General features: G+C 50.5%; 24 protein-coding genes and 1 riboswitch. Of the genes, 13 read left to right on the top strand and 11 right to left on the bottom strand.

Going from position 1 to position 26,097, the window contains the following annotated elements; translation table 11 throughout:
• Positions 1 to 156 precede the first annotated feature (156 nt).
• The 4 genes from G434_RS08085 to malK form a co-directional block, all read right to left on the bottom strand.
• Complete coding sequence (locus G434_RS08085; protein ID WP_000900533.1) at positions 157 to 1,737, bottom strand: SopA family protein; 1,581 nt, start codon at positions 1,735 to 1,737, stop codon at positions 157 to 159.
• A 228-nt stretch (positions 1,738 to 1,965) separates the two neighbouring features.
• The gene (gene malM / locus G434_RS08090) at positions 1,966 to 2,886 is read right to left on the bottom strand and encodes a maltose operon protein MalM (protein ID WP_000783444.1); all 921 of its coding nucleotides are present in this window, start codon (positions 2,884 to 2,886) and stop codon (positions 1,966 to 1,968) included.
• 149 nt (positions 2,887 to 3,035) lie between these two features.
• Positions 3,036 to 4,376: a maltoporin LamB gene (lamB, locus tag G434_RS08095; RefSeq protein WP_000973658.1), complete on the bottom strand. Its 1,341-nt coding sequence runs from the start codon at positions 4,374 to 4,376 to the stop codon at positions 3,036 to 3,038.
• Between the two features lie 71 nt (positions 4,377 to 4,447).
• Positions 4,448 to 5,563: a maltose/maltodextrin ABC transporter ATP-binding protein MalK gene (gene malK / locus G434_RS08100; RefSeq protein WP_000179165.1), complete on the bottom strand. Its 1,116-nt coding sequence runs from the start codon at positions 5,561 to 5,563 to the stop codon at positions 4,448 to 4,450.
• A gap of 364 nt (positions 5,564 to 5,927) precedes the next feature.
• Between malK and malE the strand changes: the two genes are divergently transcribed.
• From malE to malG, 3 genes are all read left to right on the top strand, one after another.
• Complete coding sequence (malE, locus tag G434_RS08105; protein WP_000695381.1) at positions 5,928 to 7,118, top strand: maltose/maltodextrin ABC transporter substrate-binding protein MalE; 1,191 nt, start codon at positions 5,928 to 5,930, stop codon at positions 7,116 to 7,118.
• 153 nt (positions 7,119 to 7,271) lie between these two features.
• The gene (gene malF / locus G434_RS08110; protein ID WP_001297290.1) at positions 7,272 to 8,816 is read left to right on the top strand and encodes a maltose ABC transporter permease MalF; all 1,545 of its coding nucleotides are present in this window, start codon (positions 7,272 to 7,274) and stop codon (positions 8,814 to 8,816) included.
• Positions 8,817 to 8,830: 14 nt separating this feature from the next.
• Positions 8,831 to 9,721: a maltose ABC transporter permease MalG gene (malG, locus tag G434_RS08115; protein ID WP_001252069.1), complete on the top strand. Its 891-nt coding sequence runs from the start codon at positions 8,831 to 8,833 to the stop codon at positions 9,719 to 9,721.
• 93 nt (positions 9,722 to 9,814) lie between these two features.
• Here the strand turns inward: malG and psiE are convergent, their stop codons facing one another.
• On the bottom strand, positions 9,815 to 10,225 hold the full coding sequence (psiE, locus tag G434_RS08120) for a phosphate-starvation-inducible protein PsiE (protein WP_001309131.1): 411 nt from the start codon (positions 10,223 to 10,225) through the stop codon (positions 9,815 to 9,817).
• 213 nt (positions 10,226 to 10,438) lie between these two features.
• Between psiE and G434_RS29240 the strand changes: the two genes are divergently transcribed.
• Complete coding sequence (locus G434_RS29240) at positions 10,439 to 10,717, top strand: hypothetical protein (RefSeq protein ID WP_001323121.1); 279 nt, start codon at positions 10,439 to 10,441, stop codon at positions 10,715 to 10,717.
• Between the two features lie 46 nt (positions 10,718 to 10,763).
• Here G434_RS29240 and G434_RS08125 read toward each other — a convergent pair whose 3' ends face one another.
• The 5 genes from G434_RS08125 to pgi all read right to left on the bottom strand — a co-directional run bounded on the left by G434_RS08125 (position 10,764) and on the right by pgi (position 16,705).
• Positions 10,764 to 12,860 carry a YjbH domain-containing protein gene (locus G434_RS08125; protein WP_000745778.1) on the bottom strand — a complete coding sequence of 699 codons (2,097 nt, stop codon included), beginning with the start codon at positions 12,858 to 12,860 and terminating at the stop codon, positions 10,764 to 10,766.
• A complete protein-coding gene (locus G434_RS08130; protein WP_000595531.1) occupies positions 12,860 to 13,597 on the bottom strand; it encodes a capsule biosynthesis GfcC family protein in 738 nt (245 codons plus the stop codon). Before G434_RS08130 ends, G434_RS08125 begins: the two co-directional genes overlap by 1 nt.
• Positions 13,594 to 14,232 (bottom strand): YjbF family lipoprotein, encoded by a 639-nt coding sequence (locus tag G434_RS08135; protein ID WP_001305725.1) that lies wholly within the window; start codon positions 14,230 to 14,232, stop codon positions 13,594 to 13,596. Before G434_RS08135 ends, G434_RS08130 begins: the two co-directional genes overlap by 4 nt.
• 113 nt (positions 14,233 to 14,345) lie before the next feature.
• Positions 14,346 to 14,588 carry an exopolysaccharide production protein YjbE gene (gene yjbE / locus G434_RS08140; RefSeq protein WP_000757333.1) on the bottom strand — a complete coding sequence of 81 codons (243 nt, stop codon included), beginning with the start codon at positions 14,586 to 14,588 and terminating at the stop codon, positions 14,346 to 14,348.
• A 467-nt stretch (positions 14,589 to 15,055) separates the two neighbouring features.
• Positions 15,056 to 16,705: a glucose-6-phosphate isomerase gene (gene pgi / locus G434_RS08145; RefSeq protein ID WP_000789993.1), complete on the bottom strand. Its 1,650-nt coding sequence runs from the start codon at positions 16,703 to 16,705 to the stop codon at positions 15,056 to 15,058.
• Positions 16,706 to 16,941: 236 nt separating this feature from the next.
• Positions 16,942 to 17,138, top strand: a riboswitch (Lysine riboswitch).
• 91 nt (positions 17,139 to 17,229) lie between these two features.
• Between pgi and lysC the strand changes: the two genes are divergently transcribed.
• Both lysC and G434_RS08155 read left to right on the top strand, forming a co-directional pair.
• A complete protein-coding gene (gene lysC, locus G434_RS08150) occupies positions 17,230 to 18,579 on the top strand; it encodes a lysine-sensitive aspartokinase 3 (protein ID WP_001290321.1) in 1,350 nt (449 codons plus the stop codon).
• A 251-nt stretch (positions 18,580 to 18,830) separates the two neighbouring features.
• Positions 18,831 to 19,103 (top strand): YjbD family protein, encoded by a 273-nt coding sequence (locus tag G434_RS08155; protein ID WP_001207635.1) that lies wholly within the window; start codon positions 18,831 to 18,833, stop codon positions 19,101 to 19,103.
• Here G434_RS08155 and rluF read toward each other — a convergent pair whose 3' ends face one another.
• On the bottom strand, positions 19,104 to 19,976 hold the full coding sequence (gene rluF, locus G434_RS08160; protein ID WP_000936374.1) for a 23S rRNA pseudouridine(2604) synthase RluF: 873 nt from the start codon (positions 19,974 to 19,976) through the stop codon (positions 19,104 to 19,106).
• A 347-nt stretch (positions 19,977 to 20,323) separates the two neighbouring features.
• Between rluF and G434_RS08165 the strand changes: the two genes are divergently transcribed.
• The 7 genes from G434_RS08165 (at position 20,324) to sorE (ending at position 26,037) form a co-directional block, all read left to right on the top strand.
• Positions 20,324 to 21,271: a sugar-binding transcriptional regulator gene (locus G434_RS08165; RefSeq protein WP_000431660.1), complete on the top strand. Its 948-nt coding sequence runs from the start codon at positions 20,324 to 20,326 to the stop codon at positions 21,269 to 21,271.
• A 69-nt stretch (positions 21,272 to 21,340) separates the two neighbouring features.
• A complete protein-coding gene (locus G434_RS08170) occupies positions 21,341 to 22,147 on the top strand; it encodes an SDR family oxidoreductase (protein ID WP_001195423.1) in 807 nt (268 codons plus the stop codon).
• A gap of 9 nt (positions 22,148 to 22,156) precedes the next feature.
• Positions 22,157 to 22,564 (top strand): mannose/fructose/sorbose PTS transporter subunit IIA, encoded by a 408-nt coding sequence (locus G434_RS08175; protein WP_000245616.1) that lies wholly within the window; start codon positions 22,157 to 22,159, stop codon positions 22,562 to 22,564.
• Positions 22,564 to 23,058, top strand: coding sequence for a PTS sugar transporter subunit IIB (locus G434_RS08180; protein WP_001027849.1), 495 nt, complete (start codon positions 22,564 to 22,566; stop codon positions 23,056 to 23,058). The genes G434_RS08175 and G434_RS08180 overlap by 1 nt, the downstream gene beginning before the upstream one ends.
• A 65-nt stretch (positions 23,059 to 23,123) precedes the next feature.
• The gene (locus tag G434_RS08185) at positions 23,124 to 23,921 is read left to right on the top strand and encodes a PTS mannose/fructose/sorbose transporter subunit IIC (RefSeq protein WP_000406313.1); all 798 of its coding nucleotides are present in this window, start codon (positions 23,124 to 23,126) and stop codon (positions 23,919 to 23,921) included.
• Positions 23,922 to 23,931: 10 nt separating this feature from the next.
• Positions 23,932 to 24,756, top strand: a complete 825-nt coding sequence (locus tag G434_RS08190; RefSeq protein WP_000437902.1) for a PTS system mannose/fructose/sorbose family transporter subunit IID — start codon at positions 23,932 to 23,934, stop codon at positions 24,754 to 24,756.
• A 51-nt stretch (positions 24,757 to 24,807) separates the two neighbouring features.
• The gene (gene sorE, locus G434_RS08195; protein ID WP_000858557.1) at positions 24,808 to 26,037 is read left to right on the top strand and encodes an L-sorbose 1-phosphate reductase; all 1,230 of its coding nucleotides are present in this window, start codon (positions 24,808 to 24,810) and stop codon (positions 26,035 to 26,037) included.
• Positions 26,038 to 26,097: the final 60 nt, after the last annotated feature.

The following is a 26,097-nucleotide window of genomic DNA, read 5'->3' as shown; positions in this document are numbered from 1 at the left end:
GCAAATTAAGTGATCTAATGCGCAACAAAAACGCAACAATCGCATGAAGTGGTAAAACGCTGTTGAACCTTACGCTTTGCCGATGCCCGTGCTGGCGAGGGCAACCATAGGGACATCACCGCCCAGGATGCCAGGAACGATGATGTTTTCCTTTACTTAAATACCTTTATTCTTTATACGATTAGCTCGCCAACTCGCAGTAAAAATTGGGAAAAGCGCATGTTTATCCTGAGATTTAGAGCCGAAAAGTGTTTCCGGAGTAAGATTAACAGGCAACATCTCATGTCTGGATTTGTAGATATACGTGGAATTCCAATTGGTATCTTTTGTAGGATTCAACATATCATGTAAGCGCTGGGAGCTTACCACCATAACTGGCCCATCATAGACAGAGGAGAACAGGATAAAGATATTATCGTTTCGTGTTAATTCATTCGTGTTAAAGGTTCTTAAATTATCTTCAACTTCTATAAATAAAGGTGAAACATCATCACTACGAATCCACTCTTTATAAAGATGCCAGGCATTTTCTTTGATCGTATCATTCGTTGATCGTAGAGCCTGATCGATAAGTTGGATAAAAAAATTGTTATTTTGATCAATCAGCCATTTATTCATATTAAATCTGTTAATAAAATCGATCATCTGTTGGGTATCGAAATTCATCTTACTGAATCGATTTTGACGCATAAAATTATCGAACTTGTTATCTTCATCAGGATGGATATAACTACGTATAATTGGATCTTTTATATAAGGACAATGGCTAAATATTTTCTTCATATTCTCAATAAAGTTTTTATTAACAATATTAAGAATTTTTAATTGCATCACCAGTTTTACTGCCAGAACGGATTTCAATATCGCTGGATCATCTGGCAATGTATCAATCATTTTTATAATGTTATTGATATAACCATCGAGATATTCATTTCCAAATATATCTGAGTAATCAATAGATAATACCATTCGTTGTGTAACGCTGTCTTTAAAATTCCCTGTCGATATTCGCACATGATCAAACACGACAGCTGTCAAATTCGATTTAATAAATGATATTTCTTTGTCAGAAAGAAATTCTGCTCTGGTGAAGTGCGAAGCATAAAGATAACAATTATTGAACTTTGAATTTCTAATCTGACATTCACGAAAATTACTATGAGTAAGCTGGCTCCGCGAGAAGTCAACTGTATCAAGAATACTTTGGCTAAAATCGACATATTCGCCACTCGCTTTGATAAAAATCACATTGTGTAAACGTCGACATTTAAATATGACATTATCAACTGTTGCAGTAGTAAAATTGCAATCCCCTATTTCTTTACATTCGAATGTTACATGTTGTAGATTTGACGATAAAAAAGACACCTTCGAAATAACGTCACCTTTAAAATGACAACTTGTTAAATCCAAATCAGACAGGTCAGTATACCCCTGCGCATCTTTATCCATCAGAAAATCACAAGCACATTCTATTTCTTCATTTCTATAGAATTTTACGCTTATAATATCATTACTGATTGAGACTTCACGAAACATATTTATTGCATGATTTTTTTCGTTCCGTTGTTTTATATTTAAAAATATATCACTAATATAAATAAAGTTATCTCTATTTAAACCTGGCACCCCATTAAAATTACGTAGTAAATCAAGATCTAATTTATTATTTCCTTGCACCACATCATGTTTTATCAAAGAGTTATTGCCGTCAAACTTTGAGATATGACCTAACATAAAACCTCTGCATTACAGAAATGAAATAACTGGAAAAAGTAGCCTGAGCGTCCAGACACTACCGGCGAAAGGAAAAGAATCTCTGATAATGCATTGAGATAATGGATATTCTTAGTGAAGAAGAAGTGAAGTACTATAAAAAATCGCTCATATCCCTGGAATGAAGCATAAAAAAAGGTGCGCCAGGAGACGCACCAGTTGTTGCAAAATCAGCACTGTGGGGCGTAATTACCCCTTGCCTTTTACACTGCTGATAAAGGTGGAACGGGCAGATGTTGACCCCAGGCGTTCAGCTTCATCAAGCAGTTTTAACGCCTTATCAACATCACCTTTCGCGACAGCGTTTTTGATCGCGGTATTAAAATAACTTTCCGTGTCATTGAGCATCGGCTCGCTTTTCTTCACCGGTGCCGGAGCGGGTGCAGCCACAGCTGGTGCCGCCGTGTTGCCTACCGTAACCGGAGCTGGAGCGGAAGAACCAAATAGTGGCCCGACCAACACGCTGGAACTGGAGTTCGTTTTGACTTTCAGTTTCAGTAAGCCATCGGTGGTATGACGAGCAACCGGGTCAGGAATATCCGGGATCGAGTTACCGACGCCTTTGGCATAGGCTTTAGCCGGGTCGAGCAGTTGGGTCGTCTGCTGGAGATCTTTTTCCGTGGTAAAGACCAGAACATAAAGTTTTTGCTGCCCCAACGCCGGTGTCAGGCGCATAACGCCTTCCAGACGATCTGCACTCATCACGCCTGGTTCCTGGTAGGTGAAATAACTGCTGGGGAAGAAGGCTGATGGGGTCATATTCTGATCAAGAATCAGCACGTTCGGCGCAAATACGCTAGTTTGTTTGTTCACTTCGCTGGTCAGCGTTAGGGTCAGTTCGCCAATGTTTGCCGGGACGCTGTACGCAGCAACCGGACCACTGATGCCGGGAACGTTCAGTTGTTGGCCGCCAGTCGCCAGTTGGGTGGTCTGGGTTTTAGATTGATCGACCGGTGTCCAGGTGAGTTGTTGCAGCGCGGCAGATGGAATGGCTGGCGCGTCGCTGGTGTTTTGCGGTACGTAGTTAACATCGGCAAGGCTGATTCCAGGCGCGCTTGCCAGCAACCCTGCTGATAAACAGAGGGCGATGAGACTTTTATTCATTTTCATTGTTTCACCTCAAAATCTGGAGCTCAGCGGTAGCCAGGCAATAGCGCGCTAAACCCGATAATCAGAGGGGCTTTCGCCCCTTTCAGATAATGACAACCTGTTTTATGCCGGATGCGGCGTAAACGCCTTATCCGGCCCAGGTTTTGCTATTACCACCAGATTTCCATCTGGGCACCGAAGGTCCACTCGTCGCTGTCACCACGGCCGAAGCTGCCGCCGTTGAAATCAGCAGGAACGGCTTTGCCGTAGTTCGGGTTAACCTTGCTATCGCCGTTGTAGTCATAACCCCATTTCTCATCCCACTTGGCGTAGGTTGCGAAGACACGAATAGCCGGGCGTGACCAGATGCTGTCGCCAGCCTGCCATTGTTGTGCAAGGGTAATTTTGTACTGATTGTTCTTGTCGCCGGTGCGCTGGGATTCGACGTTGTCGTAGCCGATTTCCATCACGGTGCTCATGATTGGCGTCCACTTGTACATCGGGCGAATACCGACGGTCCACCACTTGGTGCCGTTGTCGTTATCCCAGTTGATATCCTGGTACATACCCACGTACATCATGTCCCAGTTGTCGCCCATGGAGATCGCTCCGTGGTCGAGGATACGCAGCATGTGACCGTTGTTGTTGATATTGTAGGCAAATTTTTCGTTATCAAACGCGACGCCAGAACCCTGCGACAGACCTTTACCCTGCGAGGTCATCGAGTCAGTAGCGTACTGAACAACAAACTTGTTAAAGCCCTTCAGGACACTCTGAGTATGTTCAGCAGTGAATAACCAGCCGTCTTTCGATGCGCCATCAACCAGACGATAGTTATCACGCAGGTTGGCACGACCGTAGTCGACACCCAGTTCTAATGTGCCGCCCGGGTTGATTTCCATCTGCGCTAAACGCACATCGAAAACGTCGTTCGCGGTTTCGTTGGTATAGTCATAAATATTGTTGCTGGCGAAAGAGGAAGAACCACCTGCTTCAGAGGAGCGGGTTGCTGCCAGAGAGAGTTTACCGAAGCCAACATCGATGTTTTCCAGACCGGCACCAGGACCAGAAATATCCCAGTAGTAGAAGTCGATCATATGAACGTCATGACGTTGGTAGAAGCGCTTACCTGCCCAGATGGTGGAGCCTGGCAGCCATTCGATCAGGTTTTTACCCTGCACGTTTGCTTCACGGAAGGCCGGATCGGTAGCTTCCCAGTCATTCTGTTGTGCGACGGAATAGGCCACGTTAGTGTCGAAATAGAAGCTCTTATCGCCCTCTTTCCACACTTCCTGACCCAATTTTAATTCAGCATAAGTTTCACATTCGTTGCCAAGACGGTATTTACTTTGAGCACCGGTAGTCTGGAAACACTGTTGTTCACCGCCGCTACCTGTCCAGCCAATACCGGAACGTGCATAGCCGTGGAAATCAACAGCCATTGCCTGAGCAGACATTACGCCCGCTGCGACGGCAACCGCCAGAGGAAGTTTGCGCAGAGTAATCATCATTCTATCTCCTGAGTCATTGCTTTTCTTTTTTCACATCACCTGTGACAGGCTTTGTGTGTTTTGTGGGGTGCTTAAACGCCCGGCTCCTTATGCAGTCGACGACATGCAGTGCCATCCTCACGGAACAGATGGCAACGCTCTGGCGGCAGGCCGATAGCGAATGTGGCACCTTCTTCTACCAACACCACGTCGTTCTGGCGGTACACCAGGTTTTGACGAATGGAAGGGATCTGGATATGGATTTGGGTTTCGTTGCCGAGTTGCTCGACGACCTGAACTTCACCCTCAAGGATGACGTCAGCGATATCACTTGGCAGTAGATGTTCCGGGCGAATACCCAGCGACATATTGGCTCCAACCTGGACATCACGGCTTTCAACCGGCAGCCAGACTTGCTGACGATTTGGCATCGGCAGCTCCACCTGCACTTGATCGATTGCAGTGGCGGTCACTTTTACCGGCAGGAAGTTCATCTTTGGCGAACCGATAAATCCGGCGACAAAACGGTCTGCCGGATAGTGGTACAGCTCCAGCGGTTTCCCAACCTGCGCCACGCGACCAGCGTCCAGCACCACGATTTTGTCGGCCAGCGTCATCGCTTCGACCTGATCGTGGGTGACGTAAATCATTGTGCGGCCCAGGCGTTTATGCAGACGGGAGATTTCGATACGCATTTGCACACGCAGTGCAGCATCGAGGTTGGAGAGCGGTTCATCGAGCAAAAATACGCTTGGCTCGGCCACCAGCGTACGGCCAATCGCCACACGCTGACGCTGACCACCGGAGAGCGCTTTCGGTTTGCGATCCAGCAAATGCGCCAGTTGTAGCACTTCCGCCACCTGGTTGACGCGTTGGTTAATCACCTCTTTTTTTGCGCCTGCCAGTTTCAGGCCAAATGACATGTTTTCTGCTACTGACAGGTGGGGATAGAGCGCGTAAGACTGAAACACCATACCAACGCCGCGTTCTGCTGGCGGAGTGTCATTCATCCGTTTCTCACCGATGAACAGGTCGCCGCTGGTGATCGTCTCAAGCCCGGCAATCATGCGCAGTAAAGTCGATTTACCGCAGCCAGACGGTCCGACAAACACCACGAATTCACCTTCATGGATATCGAGATTGATATCTTTCGATACCACGACCTCGCCCCAGGCTTTCGTTACATTTTGCAGCTGTACGCTCGCCATGCCCTTCTCCCTTTGTAACAACCTGTCATCGACAGCAACATTCATGATGGGCTGACTATGCGTCATCAGGAGATGGCTTAAATCCTCCACCCCCTGGCTTTTTTATGGGGGAGGAGGCGGGAGGATGAGAACGCGGCTTCTGTGAACTAAACCGAGGTCATGTAAGGAATTTCGTGATGTTGCTTGCAAAAATCGTGGCGATTTTATGTGCGCATCTCCACATTACCGCCAATTCTGTAACAGAGATCACACAAAGCAACGGTGGGGCGTAGGGGCAAGGAGGATGGAAAGAGGTTGCTGTATAAAGAAACTAGAGTCCGTTTAGGTGTTTTCACGAGCACTTCACCAACAAGGACCATAGATTATGAAAATAAAAACAGGTGCACGCATCCTCGCATTATCCGCATTAACGACGATGATGTTTTCCGCCTCGGCTCTCGCCAAAATCGAAGAAGGTAAACTGGTAATCTGGATTAACGGCGATAAAGGCTATAACGGTCTCGCTGAAGTCGGTAAGAAATTCGAGAAAGATACCGGAATTAAAGTCACCGTTGAGCATCCGGATAAACTGGAAGAGAAATTCCCTCAGGTTGCGGCAACTGGCGATGGCCCTGACATTATCTTCTGGGCGCACGACCGCTTTGGTGGCTACGCTCAATCTGGCCTGTTGGCTGAAATCACCCCGGACAAAGCGTTCCAGGACAAGCTGTATCCGTTTACCTGGGATGCCGTACGTTACAACGGCAAGCTGATTGCTTACCCGATCGCTGTTGAAGCGTTATCGCTGATTTATAACAAAGATCTGCTGCCGAACCCGCCAAAAACCTGGGAAGAGATCCCGGCGCTGGATAAAGAACTGAAAGCGAAAGGCAAGAGCGCGCTGATGTTCAACCTGCAAGAACCGTACTTCACCTGGCCGCTGATTGCTGCTGACGGGGGTTATGCGTTCAAGTATGAAAACGGCAAGTACGACATTAAAGACGTGGGCGTGGATAACGCTGGCGCGAAAGCGGGTCTGACCTTCCTGGTTGACCTGATTAAAAACAAACACATGAATGCAGACACCGATTACTCCATCGCAGAAGCTGCCTTTAATAAAGGCGAAACAGCGATGACCATCAACGGCCCGTGGGCATGGTCCAACATCGACACCAGCAAAGTGAATTATGGTGTAACGGTACTGCCGACCTTCAAGGGTCATCCATCCAAACCGTTCGTTGGCGTGCTGAGCGCAGGTATTAACGCCGCCAGTCCGAACAAAGAGCTGGCGAAAGAGTTCCTTGAAAACTATCTGCTGACTGACGAAGGTCTGGAAGCGGTTAATAAAGATAAACCGCTGGGTGCCGTAGCGCTGAAGTCTTACGAGGAAGAGTTGGCGAAAGATCCACGCATTGCTGCCACCATGGAAAACGCCCAGAAAGGTGAAATCATGCCAAACATCCCGCAGATGTCCGCTTTCTGGTATGCCGTACGTACTGCGGTGATCAACGCCGCCAGCGGTCGTCAGACTGTCGATGAAGCCCTGAAAGACGCGCAGACTCGTATCACCAAGTAATGCTGTGAAATGCCGGATGCGGCGTGAACGCCTTGTCCGGCCTACAAAACTGAAACGCATGTAGGCCTGATAAGACGCATCAGTGTCGCATCAGGCAGTTGTTGTCGGATAAGGCGTGAAAGCCTTATCCGTCCTGGAATGAGGAAGAACCCCATGGATGTCATTAAAAAGAAACATTGGTGGCAAAGCGACGCGCTGAAATGGTCAGTGCTAGGTCTGCTCGGCCTGCTGGTGGGTTACCTTGTTGTTTTAATGTACGCACAAGGGGAATACCTGTTCGCCATTACCACGCTGATATTGAGTTCAGCGGGGCTGTATATTTTCGCCAATCGTAAAGCCTACGCCTGGCGCTATGTTTACCCGGGAATGGCTGGAATGGGATTATTCGTCCTCTTCCCTTTGGTCTGCACCATCGCCATTGCCTTCACCAACTACAGCAGCACTAACCAGCTGACTTTTGAACGTGCGCAGGAAGTGTTGTTAGATCGCTCCTGGCAAGCAGGCAAAACCTATAATTTTGGTCTTTACCCGGCGGGCGATGAGTGGCAACTGGCGCTCAGCGACGGCGAAACCGGCAAAAATTACCTCTCCGACGCGTTTAAATTTGGCGGCGAGCAAAAACTGCAACTGAAAGAAACGACCGCCCAGCCCGAAGGCGAACGCGCGAATCTCCGCGTGATTACCCAGAATCGTCAGGCGCTGAGTGACATTACCGCCATTCTGCCGGATGGCAACAAAGTGATGATGAGCTCCCTGCGCCAGTTTTCTGGCACGCAGCCGCTCTACACACTCGACGGTGACGGTACGTTGACGAATAATCAGAGCGGTGTGAAATATCGTCCGAATAACCAAATTGGCTTTTACCAGTCCATTACCGCCGACGGCAACTGGGGCGATGAAAAGCTAAGCCCCGGTTATACCGTGACCACCGGCTGGAAAAACTTTACCCGCGTCTTCACCGACGAAGGCATTCAGAAACCGTTCCTCGCCATTTTCGTCTGGACCGTGGTGTTCTCGCTGATCACTGTCTTTTTAACGGTGGCGGTCGGCATGGTTCTGGCGTGTCTGGTGCAGTGGGAAGCGTTGCGCGGCAAAGCGGTCTATCGCGTCCTGCTGATTCTGCCCTATGCGGTGCCATCGTTCATTTCAATCTTGATTTTCAAAGGGTTGTTTAACCAGAGCTTCGGTGAGATCAACATGATGTTGAGTGCGCTGTTTGGCGTGAAGCCCGCCTGGTTCAGCGATCCGACCACCGCCCGCACGATGCTGATTATCGTCAACACCTGGCTGGGTTATCCGTACATGATGATCCTCTGCATGGGCTTGCTGAAAGCGATTCCGGACGATTTGTATGAAGCCTCAGCAATGGATGGCGCAGGTCCATTCCAGAACTTCTTTAAGATTACGCTACCGCTGCTGATTAAACCGCTGACGCCGCTGATGATCGCCAGCTTTGCCTTTAACTTTAACAACTTCGTGCTGATTCAACTGTTAACCAACGGCGGTCCGGATCGTCTTGGCACGACCACGCCAGCCGGTTATACCGACCTGCTTGTTAACTACACCTACCGCATCGCTTTTGAAGGCGGCGGGGGTCAGGACTTCGGTCTGGCGGCAGCAATTGCCACGCTGATCTTCCTGCTGGTGGGTGCGCTGGCGATAGTGAACCTGAAAGCCACGCGAATGAAGTTTGATTAAGGGAGATAACAAAAATGGCAATGGTCCAACCGAAATCGCAAAAAGCACGTTTGTTTATTACTCACCTGCTACTGCTACTTTTTATCGCGGCGATTATGTTCCCGCTGCTGATGGTCGTCGCTATCTCACTGCGCCAGGGGAACTTTGCGACCGGCAGCCTGATCCCGGAGCAAATCTCCTGGGATCACTGGAAACTGGCATTAGGTTTTAGCGTGGAACAGGCTGATGGTCGCGTTACACCGCCGCCGTTTCCGGTACTGCTATGGCTGTGGAACTCGGTAAAGGTCGCCGGGATTTCCGCGATTGGCATTGTGGCGCTCTCCACCACCTGCGCCTACGCTTTCGCCCGTATGCGCTTTCCAGGCAAAGCGACGCTGCTGAAAGGAATGCTGATTTTCCAGATGTTCCCGGCAGTACTTTCACTGGTCGCGTTGTATGCGTTGTTTGATCGTCTGGGTGAGTACATTCCATTCATTGGCCTGAATACTCACGGCGGCGTAATTTTCGCGTATCTGGGTGGGATTGCGCTGCATGTCTGGACCATCAAAGGCTATTTCGAAACCATCGACAGTTCGCTGGAAGAAGCGGCGGCGCTGGATGGTGCGACACCGTGGCAGGCCTTTCGCCTTGTCCTGTTGCCGCTGTCAGTACCGATTCTGGCGGTGGTGTTCATCCTGTCGTTTATCGCTGCCATTACTGAAGTTCCGGTCGCGTCGCTGTTACTGCGTGACGTAAACAGCTACACCCTGGCCGTGGGGATGCAGCAATACCTCAACCCGCAAAACTACCTGTGGGGTGACTTTGCTGCCGCTGCCGTGATGTCTGCTTTACCGATCACCATCGTCTTCTTGCTGGCTCAACGCTGGCTGGTCAACGGCCTGACGGCAGGTGGTGTGAAAGGTTAAAGATGTTGTTCTGCCAATGTTATGCCGCTGCACCCTCAACTTACGTTATCCCAACTTGTGACTGTTATTCGGCGCTCCACGGAGCGCCTTTTTTTACTCCCGCTTCAGCCGTTTCGAATTACACAGCCACAGGGTGATCACCAGCAACAGGATCGCTGCCGAGTAGATCAACACATCCAGTGGCGATTTATGATCGACGATGATCAAGCGCACAATGGCGGTGATCCCAATATAGACAAAGTAACGTAGCGGGAAGTGAAAACCGGACTGAAAGTATTTCACAATCAGCGCGATAAATTCGAAATAGAGAAAGTAAACCACCAGCCCTTCTACCAGCTCATATTTACTGGTTTGTTCTGGCGCGAACAGCACATCAGCCAGATGTACCGTTTCTTTGCCGAGGAAGACAACCAAAATCAGGCCGAGGCACAACAGGCCAAGATTGAGTACGGTCTGCAAAATGGTGGAGATAAACTCCACGCACGGACGAGAGAGTGACGTCATAGCAGTACCTCCTTCACAGTGGCGAGCTTCCTGTATAACGCAAAAATGTGACGGAGATCTATATTTTTTGTGTATGTTTTGTTCAACCTGGATTAAGTGGCATCTCCCATCAACATCGTATCTGGCAAAACACACTGTCCAAAAAATCACCCATTCAGGTGATTCCCAGCCACCAGCAATGCGCGAAAAATCGACAATGTTCCTCTGGAACAAATGAAACGTAACCTGATAAAGGTGGTAAAAATGAAGCCTTATTTTGCTGCTTTGATGTTATCAGTCTCTGCTCTTCCTGCTTATGCTGGTCCGCTCGGTACTGCTGATAAAACCGACCTACCGCAAAGCAATGTCTCCAGCCCAATGATGGCCCAGTCGCTCAGGCAACCAGACCTGCAACCAATATCGACGGACAGGAAGACAGAATGTTTTCGCCTTTACACACCAGATCGCAAACCGGGGGTGAACTGCGTTCCTGATGGCTCGACAGGCCATTAAGAATGAGGGTGCCAGTGAGTGCGAAAACTGGCACCTTTTCCATGACTTAGCGGAAATTGACGCTACGGTCGCTGGTCATGTCATACAACTGGAACTTACGCCCAAGTTGCTGACCACCGTCACGCGTCAGCGGCGTCCAGCCAATTGCCGCACGGCTGCGTGTCGGGCCAGACGAGAAGAGATCCAGCGGTACAGAGACATACACGCCTTTGGTGAAGTCCCCTTCGCCGTACTCCTCTTTCGAAACATTCGTGATCGTGGCATAGCCACCCACCACCACGCCGCTATCAAAGCGTTTGGCGATCTCCAGCGTGCCGCCTTTATCCCCAGCCAGATACTGCCCGACGCTGGCTTTAACTAACACATCCTGAGCGAAAGATGGCGTCCAGTAGGCGGTCAGATGTCCGGTTTTCACGCTGTAGTCGGTGAATTTCATCATATCTTTTGCACTACGCCAGTCGCGCTGTTTAACGTAGTTGGCATCCACACCAAACGCCCAGTTGCTGTCCAGCGGGCGATACAACACTTCTGCCCCCGCACCGCCAAACATGGTTTCGAGATAACCTCCGTAGACCTGGCCGTAGAAGCCGTTACCCAGATGCTGGAAGTAGTTGGCTTGCAGGTTATTCACATAGACATCGTTCTGCACATACTCGCGCACATGGGTACGAACGCGCGGTAAGTGCGAGTCCTGCGGTGGATTAGTGTAGTTAAACTTGTCGTAGTTGTTGGCAAGATTTGCAAAAAGGCTTCCAGTGGTCAGCAGATGGTCCGTCAGCCACAAATCTGCCGTTCCCATCACGCCCAGCTGATACATGTAAAAGTTTTCCGGGCCACCGACCGACTGGTTCAGCACCGGATCGATATGGAAATCAAAGCGTGATTTGTCGATATACCAGCCCTGCTCGGTGGACTGCGGAACCACTGGCTCGACGCGTTTTTGCGCCAGCGTCGTTTCGTGGCCCAACGGCTCTCCGGCGAGATGATTTTTCAGGCTGGCGACATCGGTTTCCGTCGTCACCTGCGGCATGTTAAGGCGATTTTCCGTAATGCGGATCGTTTTGATCCCATCCGGCAGATCGTTCATCACGATCCGATTAGCACGGATGATCCCTTCACGCGAATCACGATATTTCACCTGCTCGCCGGTGACATACAGCGTATCGCCTTTCGCCTGGATCTGTGGATCGGCAAGTCCGGCATTGTATTTCAACAGCGTTAACTGATTCGCCACCACCGAATGCTGCAAAATGGCATCCTGCGGCTGCGGTTGATATTGCGGGCGGGCGTTATCGTTGTAAGACGGGCGCAGATCGTTAAAGTTGGTGCGCAACGTAACGCCAAACATAAAGGTGTTGCCACGTTCATAGCTAAGGTTAACGTCGGCCCAATCGGTAACGCGATAAATCGCCCCGACGTTAAACTTACTTTTTTGCTCCAGCTTCCCGGCAAAATCCTGCTGATAATTATTACCTTCATACTCCAGTTTCAGGCGCAGCGGTTGCCAGGGCGTCTGGTATTCCACGCCGCCAAACAGTGAGGCAGGACCGTGGAACATCTGGCTACCGTCGATAGATCCCGCCTGTTTGTAGCTGTTATCGCGATAGCAATATTTATCACTGGCTGAACAGAGCGGATTTTTCACATTACCGCTGGTGCCCAGATATCCCCATCCCAGGCCGAGCGTAAAATCGAACGGCCCCCAGGCTTTGCTGGCAACAAGATATTCCGCATCAAACAGCCCCGTACCGCCGATATCCCGCGCACCAACCGCCACTTGCGGCAGCCAGTAACTCTCTTCCCACAAACGCAGTTTGAGATCGAAGGCTTTATCTTTATACGTTTGATCGCCAGAGAATGCTTCGACGCTGCTGTACTGCCGGGTGCGCACGTCGGTGTAGCGCAGCGTTGTTTCCAGCCACGGGAAGAGTTGCACTGAAGCTGAGTAATAACGGTACTGATCGTTATCGCGATAGTTCAGGCTCAGCTCCCCTTCCCGTGCCATACGTGCGGTGGGCGTTTGTAATAATCCTACGCCACCGAAATCCGACTGCGACGGACCAATGGGCGCAGGATATGTTTCGCCGTAGCAAGCTGTGCTAATGCCCAGCGCCAGTAAGCTAAGCAGATGTCTTTTTTTCATTATTGAGGTATCCGCTGCGTCAGAGTCTGAAGAATGTCGGCGTTAAGGGCATCAGGCGTCTCACTCCAGACGGAGTCCGCGAGGCCAACATAAATAATGCTGCCGGGCATCGGCTCTACGTGACGCTTGTTCCAGTAAGCCACCGGCGCTTTTTGCGTGCGTCCGTCCGGGTAAACCACCCACGCGTAGCTGCGATCCGCACCGCTAAGCAGGTTCTGCCCGGAGAGATAGCTCGCCACGTCGCGACCTGGAGTGAATGGCTGCTTGCCAGGACGGCTGATAAGCCCGAACAACGTGACCGTGGACGGCGGTGGTCCGACCCACAGCGTGTAGTTGCCCTGCAACGGCGGGTTACCGCGTTCGGCAACGCGGACGATATCGGGATCAAGATTGATTTTTTGCCTGCCCGTCACTTTCAACGCCTGAATTTGCTGGCGTAAGGCGTTAATCGCAGCGGCATCGTCGGCGCTGGAATCTGCGCCCTGTTCTGCCAGCCGTGTCAGCAACGCCTGCTGCTGACGCAATGCTGCCGCCGTTGCCAGCTCTTCGCTAATCACCGCACCGGGCCACCAACTGTTTGCCAGCCGCGGTTGGCCTACCAGATCGATTAAATGCTCTGCCCCCGTCAGCGTTTTGGCCTCACTGCTGCCATTGCTGAATACCTTGACGGTTCCCGCCGCGAAGACCGATGACGCCCCCACACTCAAAATCAATGCGACAATAGTTTGTTTAATCATTGTTTTGCCGCCTTGATGAGAGTGGTTTTCACCGGGAAATAATCCGCGCCGAGATACTGTTCCGACTGGCGAATTTGCCCTTCGCTGTCGATCCAATAGCGGTTATGCCAGCGCGCCTGGTCGGTGGAGACGTCTTCGTCCAGCACGCGAACCGGAGTTTCATCGCTGCCGACTTTGACGGTATCGGTGCCATCCCATTTGAAGACTGAGCGTGCGGTGGCGTAGCGTACCTGCTGGTACTCGGTCCAGCCCATCGTGCGCGTCCATGTTGCACCATCAACAATTTGTGCGGGTTTAATCAGCGGGTCGGCGGCAAGGTTATTCACGTCAATCAGGTTGTCGCCGCCAAGCAAAGTCTTCACCAGACGACCATGTTGTGTGACGAGAGTGGCCTGATCCTGAGTGACCCATTTTTGTTGTCCGTCTTCAGCAAAGGCCAGCACCACAAACAATTGCGGCCCGCCATTAAGCTGCATGTACTGGCTGGCGTAGGGCATATTTTGAATATCATCGTCCGTCAGCTGTACGCCTGGCGTGCCGAACAGACTGTCCCACAGCGAATTGCCCAGCTCTTTAGTCGTGGCTGAACAGGCCTGTAATAGCAGGCAGATAAGAATGAGTGCAGGTCGCTTCACGACTCTTCTCCAGAGGGGCAGAATAACCACACCGGAGTGTGGTTATGGTAAATCCCTTCATACTTCAAGCCACAGATGCAATGACTCGAATTATTTTGGGGATACATACTTTATTACTGGGTACTGGTGGTCGTGGTTGTTGTGGTCCCGGTATTAGAACCATCACCGCCACCGGTTGCCGCGAGCGCGACACCCACCGCCGAGCTTACGGTGCTGACGCTGGTCGCGGAGGAACTCCCCGCCGAAACCGACGTTGCTGCCGACCCTGCCGCTTCGCCCACCTGTACAGGTGCAGCCCACGCAGAAGTCGCCGCAAGCGCAGATATGGCAAAAATGCCATACAGAACTTTTTTCATAACAATTTCCCTTCATTGAATGAATGGAGATTTACCCAAAAACATTTCGGGCGGGATCGAGTATACACAACTAAAGCATGCGAATTACGGTGTGGGGAATTAGCGATGGGGTTTTAGGATAATTGGAATGAATATCAAATATAAGTTTCAACTTATATATAAATAAGATTAAAAATCAAAAAGTTAAAATAGAATTAAAAATAATCAATCTACGTATTTTCCGAAATCAATCACGATTAAAAATTTATTTTAGGATTAACCTCACGGCATGATTTCCGTTAAATCACAGACAAGGGGATTTATCTGATAAAAAAATGCCGACATAACGTCGGCATTGTTATTAAGGTTATTTAATCAATCGTGCTATGTATTAATTGCCGAATACGATGTACATATCGGCATCGGTTGCCGGATGCGGCGTGAACGCCTTATCCGGCCTACATAGCGGCATCAGGCATGAACGATGATTAACCGCGCCACGCTTTATAGCGGTTAATCAGACCATTGGTCGAGCTATCGTGGCTGCTGATTTCTTTATCATCTTTCAGCTCTGGCAGAATACGGTTCGCCAGTTGTTTACCCAGCTCCACGCCCCACTGGTCGAAGGTGAAGATGTTCAGGATCACGCCCTGAGTAAAGATTTTGTGCTCATACAGCGCAATCAACGCACCCAGGCTGAACGGAGTGATTTCGCGCAGCAGGATAGAGTTGGTCGGGCGGTTACCTTCGAACACTTTGAACGGCACCACGTAGTCAAGGGTTGCCGGATCTTTACCCTGATCGCGATATTCCTGCTCAACCACTTCGCGGGATTTACCAAACGCCAGCGCTTCGGTCTGAGCGAAGAAGTTAGACAGCAGTTTCTGGTGATGATCAGAGAGCGGGTTATGGGTGATAGCCGGAGCGATGAAATCGCACGGTACAATTTTGGTTCCCTGGTGGATCAGCTGGTAGAACGCGTGCTGACCGTTAGTACCTGGTTCACCCCAGATAATCGGGCCAGTCTGGTAATCCACAACGTTACCGTTACGGTCAACATACTTACCGTTGGACTCCATATTGCCCTGCTGGAAGTACGCCGCGAAACGGTGCATATACTGGTCATACGGCAGAATCGCTTCAGTTTCCGCACCAAAGAAATTGTTGTACCAGATGCCAATCAGCGCCAGCAGTACAGGCAGGTTTTTCTCGGCAGGCGTGGTGGAGAAATGCTTGTCCATCGCGTGTGCGCCAGAAAGCAGTTCAACAAAATTATCAAAGCCGATGGAGAGAACAATCGACAGGCCAATCGCTGACCACAAAGAGTAACGACCGCCGACCCAGTCCCAGAACTCGAACATGTTGGCAGTATCAATACCAAACTCGCCAACGGCTTTGGCATTGGTGGAAAGCGCCGCAAAGTGTTTCGCAACGTGTTTTTCATCACCAGCCGCTTTCAGGAACCAGTCACGCGCACTATGGGCGTTGGTCATGGTTTCCTGAGTGGTGAAGGTTTTAGAGGCTACCAGGAACAACGTGGTTTCCGAGTTTACTTTTTTCAGCACTTCAGCGATGTGAGTCCCATCGACGTTAGAAACAAAGTGCATGTTCAGGTGATTTTTGTACGGACGCAGTGCTTCGGTCACCATGTACGGGCCGAGGTCAGAACCGCCGATCCCGATGTTCACTACGTCAGTGATTGCTTTGCCGGTATAACCCTTCCACTCACCGGAGATAATCGCTTCCGAGAAGGTTTTCATCTTCTCCAGCACCGCGTTGACTTCTGGCATTACGTCTTTGCCATCAACCAGAATCGGGGTATTGCTACGGTTACGCAGCGCTACGTGCAGCACGGCGCGGTTTTCAGTGCGGTTGATCTTCTCGCCAGAGAACATCGACTTAATCGCGCCCGCCAGATCGCACTCTTTCGCCAGATCTTGTAATTTCGCCAGCGTCTCTTCAGTGATGCGGTTTTTGGAGTAATCCACCAGCATCTGATCGTCGAAGGTTGCGGAGAACTTAGAAAAACGATCGCCGTCTTTAGCAAAAAGATCGGCGATCGTAACGTCTTTCATTTCATCGAAGTGTTTCTGTAGTGCCTGCCAGGCAGCGGTCTGCGTTGGATTGATGTTTTTCATTAGCAATACTCTTCTGATTTTGAGAATTGTGACTTTGGAAGATTGTAGCGCCAGTCACAGAAAAATGTGATGGTTTTAGTGCCGTTAGCGTAATGTTGAGTGTAAACCCTTAGCGCAGTGAAGCATTTATTAGCTGAACTACTGACCGCCAGGAGTGGATGAAAAATCCGCATGACCCCATCGTTGACAACCGCCCCGCTCACCCTTTATTTATAAATGTACTACCTGCGCTAGCGCAGGCCAGAAGAGGCGCGTTGCCCAAGTAACGGTGTTGGAGGAGCCAGTCCTGTGATAACACCTGAGGGGGTGCATCGCCGAGGTGATTGAACGGCTGGCCACGTTCATCATCGGCTACAGGGGCTGAATCCCCTGGGTTGTCACCAGAAGCGTTCGCAGTCGGGCGTTTCGCAAGTGGTGGAGCACTTCTGGGTGAAAATAGTAGCGAAGTATCGCTCTGCGCCCACCCGTCTTCCGCTCTTCCCTTGTGCCAAGGCTGAAAATGGATCCCCTGACACGAGGTAGTTATGTCTGAAATTGTTGTCTCCAAATTTGGCGGTACCAGCGTAGCTGATTTTGACGCCATGAACCGCAGCGCTGATATTGTGCTTTCTGATGCCAACGTGCGTTTAGTTGTCCTCTCGGCTTCTGCTGGTATCACTAATCTGCTGGTCGCTTTAGCTGAAGGACTGGAACCTGGCGAGCGATTCGAAAAACTCGACGCAATCCGCAATATCCAGTTTGCCATTCTGGAACGTCTGCGTTACCCGAACGTTATCCGTGAAGAGATTGAACGTCTGCTGGAGAACATTACTGTTCTGGCAGAAGCGGCGGCGCTGGCAACGTCTCCGGCGCTGACAGATGAACTGGTCAGCCACGGAGAGCTGATGTCGACCCTGCTGTTTGTTGAGATCCTGCGCGAACGCGATGTTCAGGCACAGTGGTTTGATGTACGTAAAGTGATGCGTACCAACGACCGATTTGGTCGTGCAGAGCCAGATGTAGCCGCGCTGGCGGAACTGGCCGCGCTGCAGCTGCTCCCACGCCTCAATGAAGGCTTAGTGATCACCCAGGGATTTATCGGTAGCGAAAATAAAGGTCGGACAACGACGCTTGGCCGTGGAGGCAGCGATTATACGGCAGCCTTGCTGGCGGAGGCTTTACACGCATCTCGTGTTGATATCTGGACCGACGTCCCGGGTATCTACACCACCGATCCACGCGTGGTTTCCGCAGCAAAGCGCATTGATGAAATCGCGTTTGCCGAAGCGGCAGAGATGGCAACTTTTGGTGCAAAAGTACTGCATCCGGCAACGTTGCTACCCGCAGTACGTAGCGATATCCCGGTCTTTGTCGGCTCCAGCAAAGACCCACGCGCAGGTGGTACGCTGGTGTGCAATAAAACTGAAAATCCGCCGCTATTCCGCGCGCTGGCGCTTCGTCGCAATCAGACTCTGCTCACTTTGCACAGCCTGAATATGCTGCATTCTCGCGGTTTCCTCGCGGAAGTTTTCGGCATCCTCGCGCGGCATAATATTTCGGTAGACTTAATCACCACGTCAGAAGTGAGCGTGGCATTAACCCTTGATACCACCGGTTCAACCTCCACTGGCGATACCTTGCTGACGCAATCTCTGCTGATGGAGCTGTCTGCACTATGCCGGGTAGAAGTGGAGGAAGGTCTGGCGCTGGTCGCGTTGATTGGCAATGACCTGTCAAAAGCCTGCGGCGTTGGCAAAGAGGTATTCGGCGTACTGGAACCGTTCAACATTCGCATGATTTGTTACGGCGCATCCAGCCATAACCTGTGCTTCCTGGTGCCCGGCGAAGATGCCGAGCAGGTGGTGCAGAAGCTGCATTTTAATTTGTTTGAGTAAACACAGTATGGCCCGGAAGCTATATTTCGGGCCGTATTGTTTTTCTTGTCATTATGCTTATCAATAAACGAGCCTGTACTCTGTTAACCAGCGTCTTTATCGGAGAATAATTGCCTTTAATTTTTTATCTGCATCTCTAACTAATTAGAGAAAGAGATAAATAGTTAAGAGAAGGCAAAATGAATATTATCAGTTCTGCTCGCAAACGAATTCCCGTACACTGAACTCTCTGGCTAACTGAGGGCACCAGCATGGCACTCCCCCGTATTACCCAAAAAGAGATGACTGAACGCGAGCAGCGTGAACTAAAAACATTGCTGGATCGCGCGCGGATTGCGCATGGTCGCGTGTTGACTAATTCGGAAACCAACAGCATTAAAAAAGAGTACATCGATAAGCTGATGGTTGAGCGTGAAGCAGCAGCAAAAAAAGCCCGCCAATTGAAGAAAAAGCAGGCTTATAAACCGGATCCTGAAGCGTCATTTAGCTGGTCAGCAAATACGTCGACGCGCGGCAGGCGCTGATTAACGCCCCTTCTTTTTACGCCCCGGCGAGGTAAAACGCTTACCGTTGGACGCCGGGCGACCGCCTTTTTCCGCCGTTTTTTCCATCTTAACGACTGGACGTTTGATGCCTACAGTTTTCGGTTTGGCCTTCGCTTTAGGTTTTGCCTCGGAAGAGGAATTTTCAATGAGCTTAAAGAGGTCGATTAACTCATCGTCAGTTAAATCACGCCATTCCCCCAGCGGAATGCCGCTTAAGCTAACGTTCATGATGCGCGTACGTTCCAGCTTTTTCACTTCATAGCCAAAGTACTCGCACATGCGACGAATCTGACGATTCAGCCCCTGCACCAGGGTAATGCGGAAGACAAACGGCGCTTCTTTTTTGACTTTGCACTTTTTCGTCACCGTCCCGAGGATCGGCACCCCCGCCCCCATACCACGAATAAATTCATCGGTAATCGGTTTATCGACCGTCACCAGATACTCTTTCTCATGATCGTTACCCGCACGGAGGATCTTATTCACCAGATCGCCGTGATTGGTGAGGAAAATCAGCCCCTGGGAGTCTTTATCCAGGCGGCCAATCGGGAACACGCGTTTGCTGTGGTTAACGAAATCGACAATGTTATCGCGCTCGCCATCTTCGGTGGTGCTGACAATACCGACGGGCTTGTTCAGGGCGATAAGTACCAAATCTTCGGCTTCCCGAGGCTCAATCAACTGACCGTTTACTTTCACAACGTCGCCGGGTTTCACCTGATCGCCAATGGTGGCTCGCTTGCCATTAAGGAACACATTGCCTTGCTCGATATAGCGATCCGCTTCGCGGCGTGAGCAAATTCCGCTTTCGCTGATGTATTTATTTAAACGGACTGATGAGTCGGGCAGCATAAATTCTCCTGTAAAACGCGGAATATACCGTACCTCTTAGCGGGGAAAAACAGGGTTATGCGGCAACGTCGAAATTAAATGTGATCTGCCACGCCTTTTATCACAAAAGTGTCTCCGGAAGTACGATGCAAATTTGCCTGGCAAAATAAGGATAATCAACATATTACGAATCGCTGCACACCTGTGCTGATGACTACTACGCAGAGAAACAAATGTGCAAGAGAAAGCGCTATTTCTCCCCATGCAAAGAGTGAAAAATCGCTTTGAAAGGCCATCATGATGGGGTTATATCAGATCAAGCGGTGAGAAAGCGTATTTGCACAAATGTGCAGAACCAGGAGGCGGCAATGGAAAACAGTGACGATATCCGTTTGATTGTGAAGATTGCCCAACTCTATTACGAACAGGATATGACGCAGGCGCAAATCGCGCGCGAACTGGGTATTTACCGCACCACCATCAGCCGCTTGCTTAAACGAGGCCGCGATCAGGGAATTGTCACCATCGCCATCAACTATGACTACAACGAAAATCTCTGGCTGGAGCAGCAACTGAAGCAAAAGTTTGGCCTGAAAGACGTTGTGGTGGTGTCGGGAAATGATGAGGATGAAGAGACTCAACTGGCGATGATGGGGTTACACGGCGCGCAACTGCTGGATCGCTTGCTGGAACCTGGCGATATTGTCGGTTTTTCCTGGGGTCGCGCGGTGAGCGCACTGGTTGAAAACTTGCCGCAGGCGGGGCAATCGCGGCAGTTAATCTGCGTACCAATTATTGGCGGACCGTCCGGTAAACTCGAAAGCCGCTATCATGTAAACACATTAACCTACAGCGCGGCAGCGAAGCTGAAAGGGGAATCGCATCTCGCGGATTTTCCGGCTCTGCTGGATAACCCATTAATTCGTAATGGGATCATGCAGTCTCAGCACTTTAAAACCATCTCTGCCTACTGGGATAATCTGGATGTCGCCCTGGTGGGAATTGGCTCACCGGCCATTCGCGACGGCGCTAACTGGCATGCGTTTTATGGTGGTGAAGAGAGTGACGACCTGAATGCCCGCCAGGTTGCTGGCGATATTTGCTCGCGCTTTTTTGATATTCACGGCGCAATGGTTGAAACGAATATGAGTGAAAAAACACTCTCTATCGAAATGAATAAATTAAAGCAGGCACGATATTCCATTGGCATTGCCATGAGTGAAGAAAAATACAGCGGAATAGTTGGTGCACTGCGTGGAAAATATATTAATTGTCTGGTAACGAATAGCAGCACAGCTGAACTATTACTGAAATAAAAATCTTCCCGATGTTTACCGTAATAAAAATTACGGCGGGTCCCTATTATCTAAAAACAGGAGTCTGTTATGCAAACGTGGTTAAATTTGCAGGATAAAATCATTATCGTCACCGGCGGCGCATCCGGTATAGGTCTGGCGATTGTAGAGGAATTATTAGCACAAGGCGCGAATGTACAGATGGTCGATATTCACGGTGGCGATGGACAATATGAAGGTCATAAAGGCTATCAGTTTTGGCCGACCGATATTTCCAGCGCCAAAGAGGTAAATCATACGGTAGCAGAAATTATCCAGCGTTTTGGTCGCATCGACGGTCTGGTTAACAACGCCGGGGTCAATTTTCCGCGTCTGCTGGTCGATGAGAAAGCGCCTGCCGGGCAGTATGAACTCAACGAAGCTGCATTCGAAAAAATGGTCAATATCAACCAGAAAGGCGTTTTTCTGATGTCGCAGGCGGTGGCGCGACAGATGGTCAAACAACACGATGGCGTGATTGTGAATGTTTCCTCAGAAAGTGGGCTGGAAGGCTCAGAAGGCCAAAGCTGTTACGCCGCGACCAAAGCCGCGCTTAATAGCTTCACGCGATCCTGGTCGAAAGAATTGGGTAAACACGGTATCCGTGTAGTCGGTATCGCGCCGGGGATTCTGGAAAAAACCGGGCTACGCACGCCGGAATATGAAGAAGCGCTGGCGTGGACGCGAAATATCACCGTCGAGCAGCTGCGTGAAGGCTATACCAAAAACGCCATTCCTATTGGGCGCGCCGGAAGATTAGCAGAAGTCGCTGATTTTGTTTGTTATCTGTTGTCTGAACGCGCCAGCTATATCACCGGAGTAACCACTAACATTGCGGGCGGCAAAACGCGCGGCTAAGGAGGCTTTATGGTCAACGCCATTTTTTGTGCCCACGGCAAATTAGCTTGCGCCATGCTGGAATCGGTTCAGATGGTTTACGGCGACGCCCATGTTGAGGCAGTGGAATTTGTACCCGGTGAGAACGCCAATGACATTGTGGCAAAGCTGGAAAAGTTAGTGAGCATTCACAATCAAGACGAATGGCTGATTGCCGTGGACTTACAGTGCGGCAGCCCGTGGAATGCGGCAGCGATGCTTGCGATGCGCAATCCTCGTCTGCGGGTAATCAGCGGCCTTTCTCTGCCGCTGGCGCTCGAACTGGTTGATAACCAGGACAGCATGAATGTTGATGAACTGTGTGAACACCTGACGCAAATCGCAAAGCAATCCTGCGTCGTCTGGAGACAGGTGGCAACGGCAGAGGAGGATTTCTGATGAACATTACGCTCGCCCGCATTGATGACCGCCTGATCCACGGTCAGGTCACTACCGTCTGGTCGAAAGTGGCTAACGCCCAGCGCATTATTATCTGCAATGACGAAGTTTATAACGATGAAGTTCGCCGGACATTATTGCGTCAGGCTGCGCCACCGGGAATGAAGGTTAACGTGGTCAATATTGAAAAAGCCGTCGCGGTTTATCACAACCCGCAATATCAGGACGAAACCGTTTTTTATCTTTTCACTCGCCCACAGGATGCCTTAGCGATGGTTCGCCAGGGGGTAAAAATAGACACCCTGAATATTGGCGGCATGGCCTGGCGGCCCGGTAAAAAACAGTTAACCAAAGCGGTTTCATTAGATGATGATGATATTAACGCATTTCATGAGTTAAATAATCTTGGCGTCATACTGGATTTACGCGTCGTAGCGTCAGATCCCTCAATCAATATTATCGACAAAATAAACGAACAGTTAATCGCAAATTAAATAATAGCGCCTGTGTACATATGCTTTAACAGGCAGGGATGACGACACTTAAAAGGTGACAAATCATGGAAATAAGTACCCTACAAATCATTGCTATATTTCTTTTTTCCTGTATTGCCGGAATGGGCAGCGTGCTGGATGAATTTCAGACTCATCGCCCGTTAATTGCCTGTACGGTGATTGGTTTAATTCTCGGTGATTTAAAAACCGGAATAATACTCGGTGGTACGCTGGAATTGATAGCTCTCGGCTGGATGAACGTCGGCGCGGCGCAATCTCCGGATTCTGCACTCGCCAGCATAATCTCCGCCATTCTGGTTATCGTTGGTCAGCAAAGCATCGCCACCGGAATCGCCATCGCGTTGCCTGTGGCTGCGGCAGGCCAGGTGCTGACGGTGTTTGCCCGTACCATCACCGTAGTGTTCCAGCACGCGGCGGATAAAGCAGCGGAAGAGGCGCGGTTTCGCACTCTCGATATTCTGCATGTCTCCGCGCTTGGCGTGCAGGCGCTGCGCGTTGCTATTCCGGCACTGATTGTCTCGCTGTTCGTCAGCGCCGATATGGTCAGCAATATGTTAAACGCCATTCCCGAATTTGTGACCCGAGGACTGCAAATTGCTGGCGGTTTTATCGTGGTGGTCGGTTACGCCATGGTGCTACGTATGATGGGCGTGAAATATTTGATGCCTTTCTTTTTCCTCGGTTTCCTCGCAGGTGGCTACCTCGATCTCAGTCTGCTGGCGTTCGGTGGCGTCGGCGTGATCATGGCCCTGCTCTACATCCAGCTAAATCCACAGTGGCGTAAAGCTGAACCTCAACTCCAGGCCACCGCCTCCACCGCCCTTGACCAACTTGACGATTAACGGAGCCATCATGGAACAGAGAAAAATTACACGCAGCGATCTGGTGAGCATGTTTCTGCGCTCCAACCTGCAACAGGCGTCCTTTAACTTTGAACGTATTCATGGGCTGGGTTTTTGCTACGACATGATCCCCGCCATCAAGCGACTTTACCCATTAAAAGAGGATCAGGTTGCGGCGCTCAGGCGACACCTGGTGTTCTTCAATACCACGCCAGCCGTATGTGGCCCGGTCATCGGCGTCACTGCCGCCATGGAAGAGGCGCGGGCCAACGGCGCGGAAATTGATGACGGTACCATTAACGGCATCAAAGTCGGTCTGATGGGACCATTGGCAGGAGTTGGCGATCCACTGGTCTGGGGAACGCTGCGCCCGATTACCGCCGCGCTCGGCGCATCTCTGGCACTTTCGGGCAACATTCTCGGCCCGCTTCTGTTTTTCTTTATTTTCAATGCGGTGCGTCTGGCGATGAAGTGGTATGGCCTACAGCTCGGCTTTCGCAAAGGGGTGAATATCGTCAGCGATATGGGCGGGAATGTGCTGCAAAAACTCACCGAAGGCGCGTCGATTCTCGGACTGTTTGTGATGGGCGTGCTGGTGACCAAATGGACGTCAATCAACGTACCGTTGGTGGTTTCACAAACGCATGCCGCCGATGGCTCCACCGTCACCATGACCGTGCAGAACATTCTCGACCAACTTTGCCCTGGTTTGCTGGCGCTCGGTCTGACGCTACTGATGGTTCGTCTGCTCAACAAAAAAATTAACCCGGTATGGCTGATTTTCGCCCTGTTTGGCTTAGGGATTATCGGCAATGCGCTGGGCTTCCTGTCCTGATTCTTCGCCCCGGCACGACTGCCGGGGCCATCGCTCAACATGAGGTGGTTTATGAAAACAACAGCTCTGCGTCTTTATGGTAAACGTGATTTACGCCTGGAAACCTTTGATCTTCCTGAAATGCAGGAGGATGAAATCCTCGCGACGGTGGTCACCGACAGCCTGTGCCTCTCTTCCTGGAAAGAGGCCAATCTGGGTGAAAACCATAAAAAAGTACCCGACGATGTGGCGACCAACCCCATCATCATCGGCCACGAGTTTTGCGGCGATATTCTGGCCGTGGGTAAAAAGTGGCAGCACAAATTCCAGCCGGGTCAGCGTTATGTGATTCAGGCCAACCTGCAATTGCCGGATCGCCCGGACTGCCCCGGCTACTCCTTCCCGTGGGTGGGCGGTGAAGCCACACATGTGGTTATCCCAAATGAGGTTATGGAACAAGATTGCCTGCTGGCATACGACGGCGAAACCTATTTTGAAGGCTCGCTGGTTGAACCGCTTTCCTGCGTGATTGGCGCGTTCAACGCCAACTATCATCTTCAGGAAGGTAGTTATAACCACACGATGGGGATTCGCCCGCAAGGGCGCACGCTGATCCTCGGCGGCACCGGACCAATGGGACTGTTGGCGATTGATTATGCGCTGCATGGACCCGTTAACCCGTCGCTGCTCGTCATTACCGATACCGACAACGACAAATTGAGTTATGCGCGCAAGCACTATCCATCAGAACCGCAAACACTGATTCATTATCTCAATGCCGCCGATGCAGCATTTGATACGTTAATGGCACTGAGTGGCGGTCACGGCTTCGATGATATTTTCGTCTTTGTGCCTAATGAAGGACTGGTGACTCTCGCCTCTTCCTTGCTGGCGACAGATGGTTGCCTGAATTTCTTCGCCGGACCGCAGGATAAACATTTCAGCGCGCCAATTAATTTCTACGATGTGCATTATGCATTTACCCACTACGTGGGCACGTCAGGCGGCAATACCGATGACATGCGCGCAGCAGTCAAATTGATTGAAGAGAAAAAAGTGCAGGCCGCAAAAGTGGTAACACATATTCTTGGGCTGAATGCCGCGGGCGAAACCACGCTTGAATTGCCTGCCGTCGGCGGCGGCAAAAAGCTGGTGTATACCGGGAAATACCTGCCGCTTATGTCACTCACGCAGATTCAGGATCAAGCACTGGCGGCAATTCTGGCGCGTCATCAGGGGATCTGGTCCGGTGAGGCGGAGCAATATCTGCTCACTCATGCAGAGGCAATTTCCCATGATTAATCGCGCTACTTAACTCTGCATGTCGCTGGCTGGTCGCCGCGGCAACTTCGCGACCGGATG

Source organism: Escherichia sp. KTE172 (genome assembly GCF_000408845.1).
Taxonomy (GTDB): Bacteria; Pseudomonadota; Gammaproteobacteria; order Enterobacterales; family Enterobacteriaceae; genus Escherichia; species Escherichia coli.
This window is presented reverse-complemented; position numbering and strand designations above follow the sequence as displayed.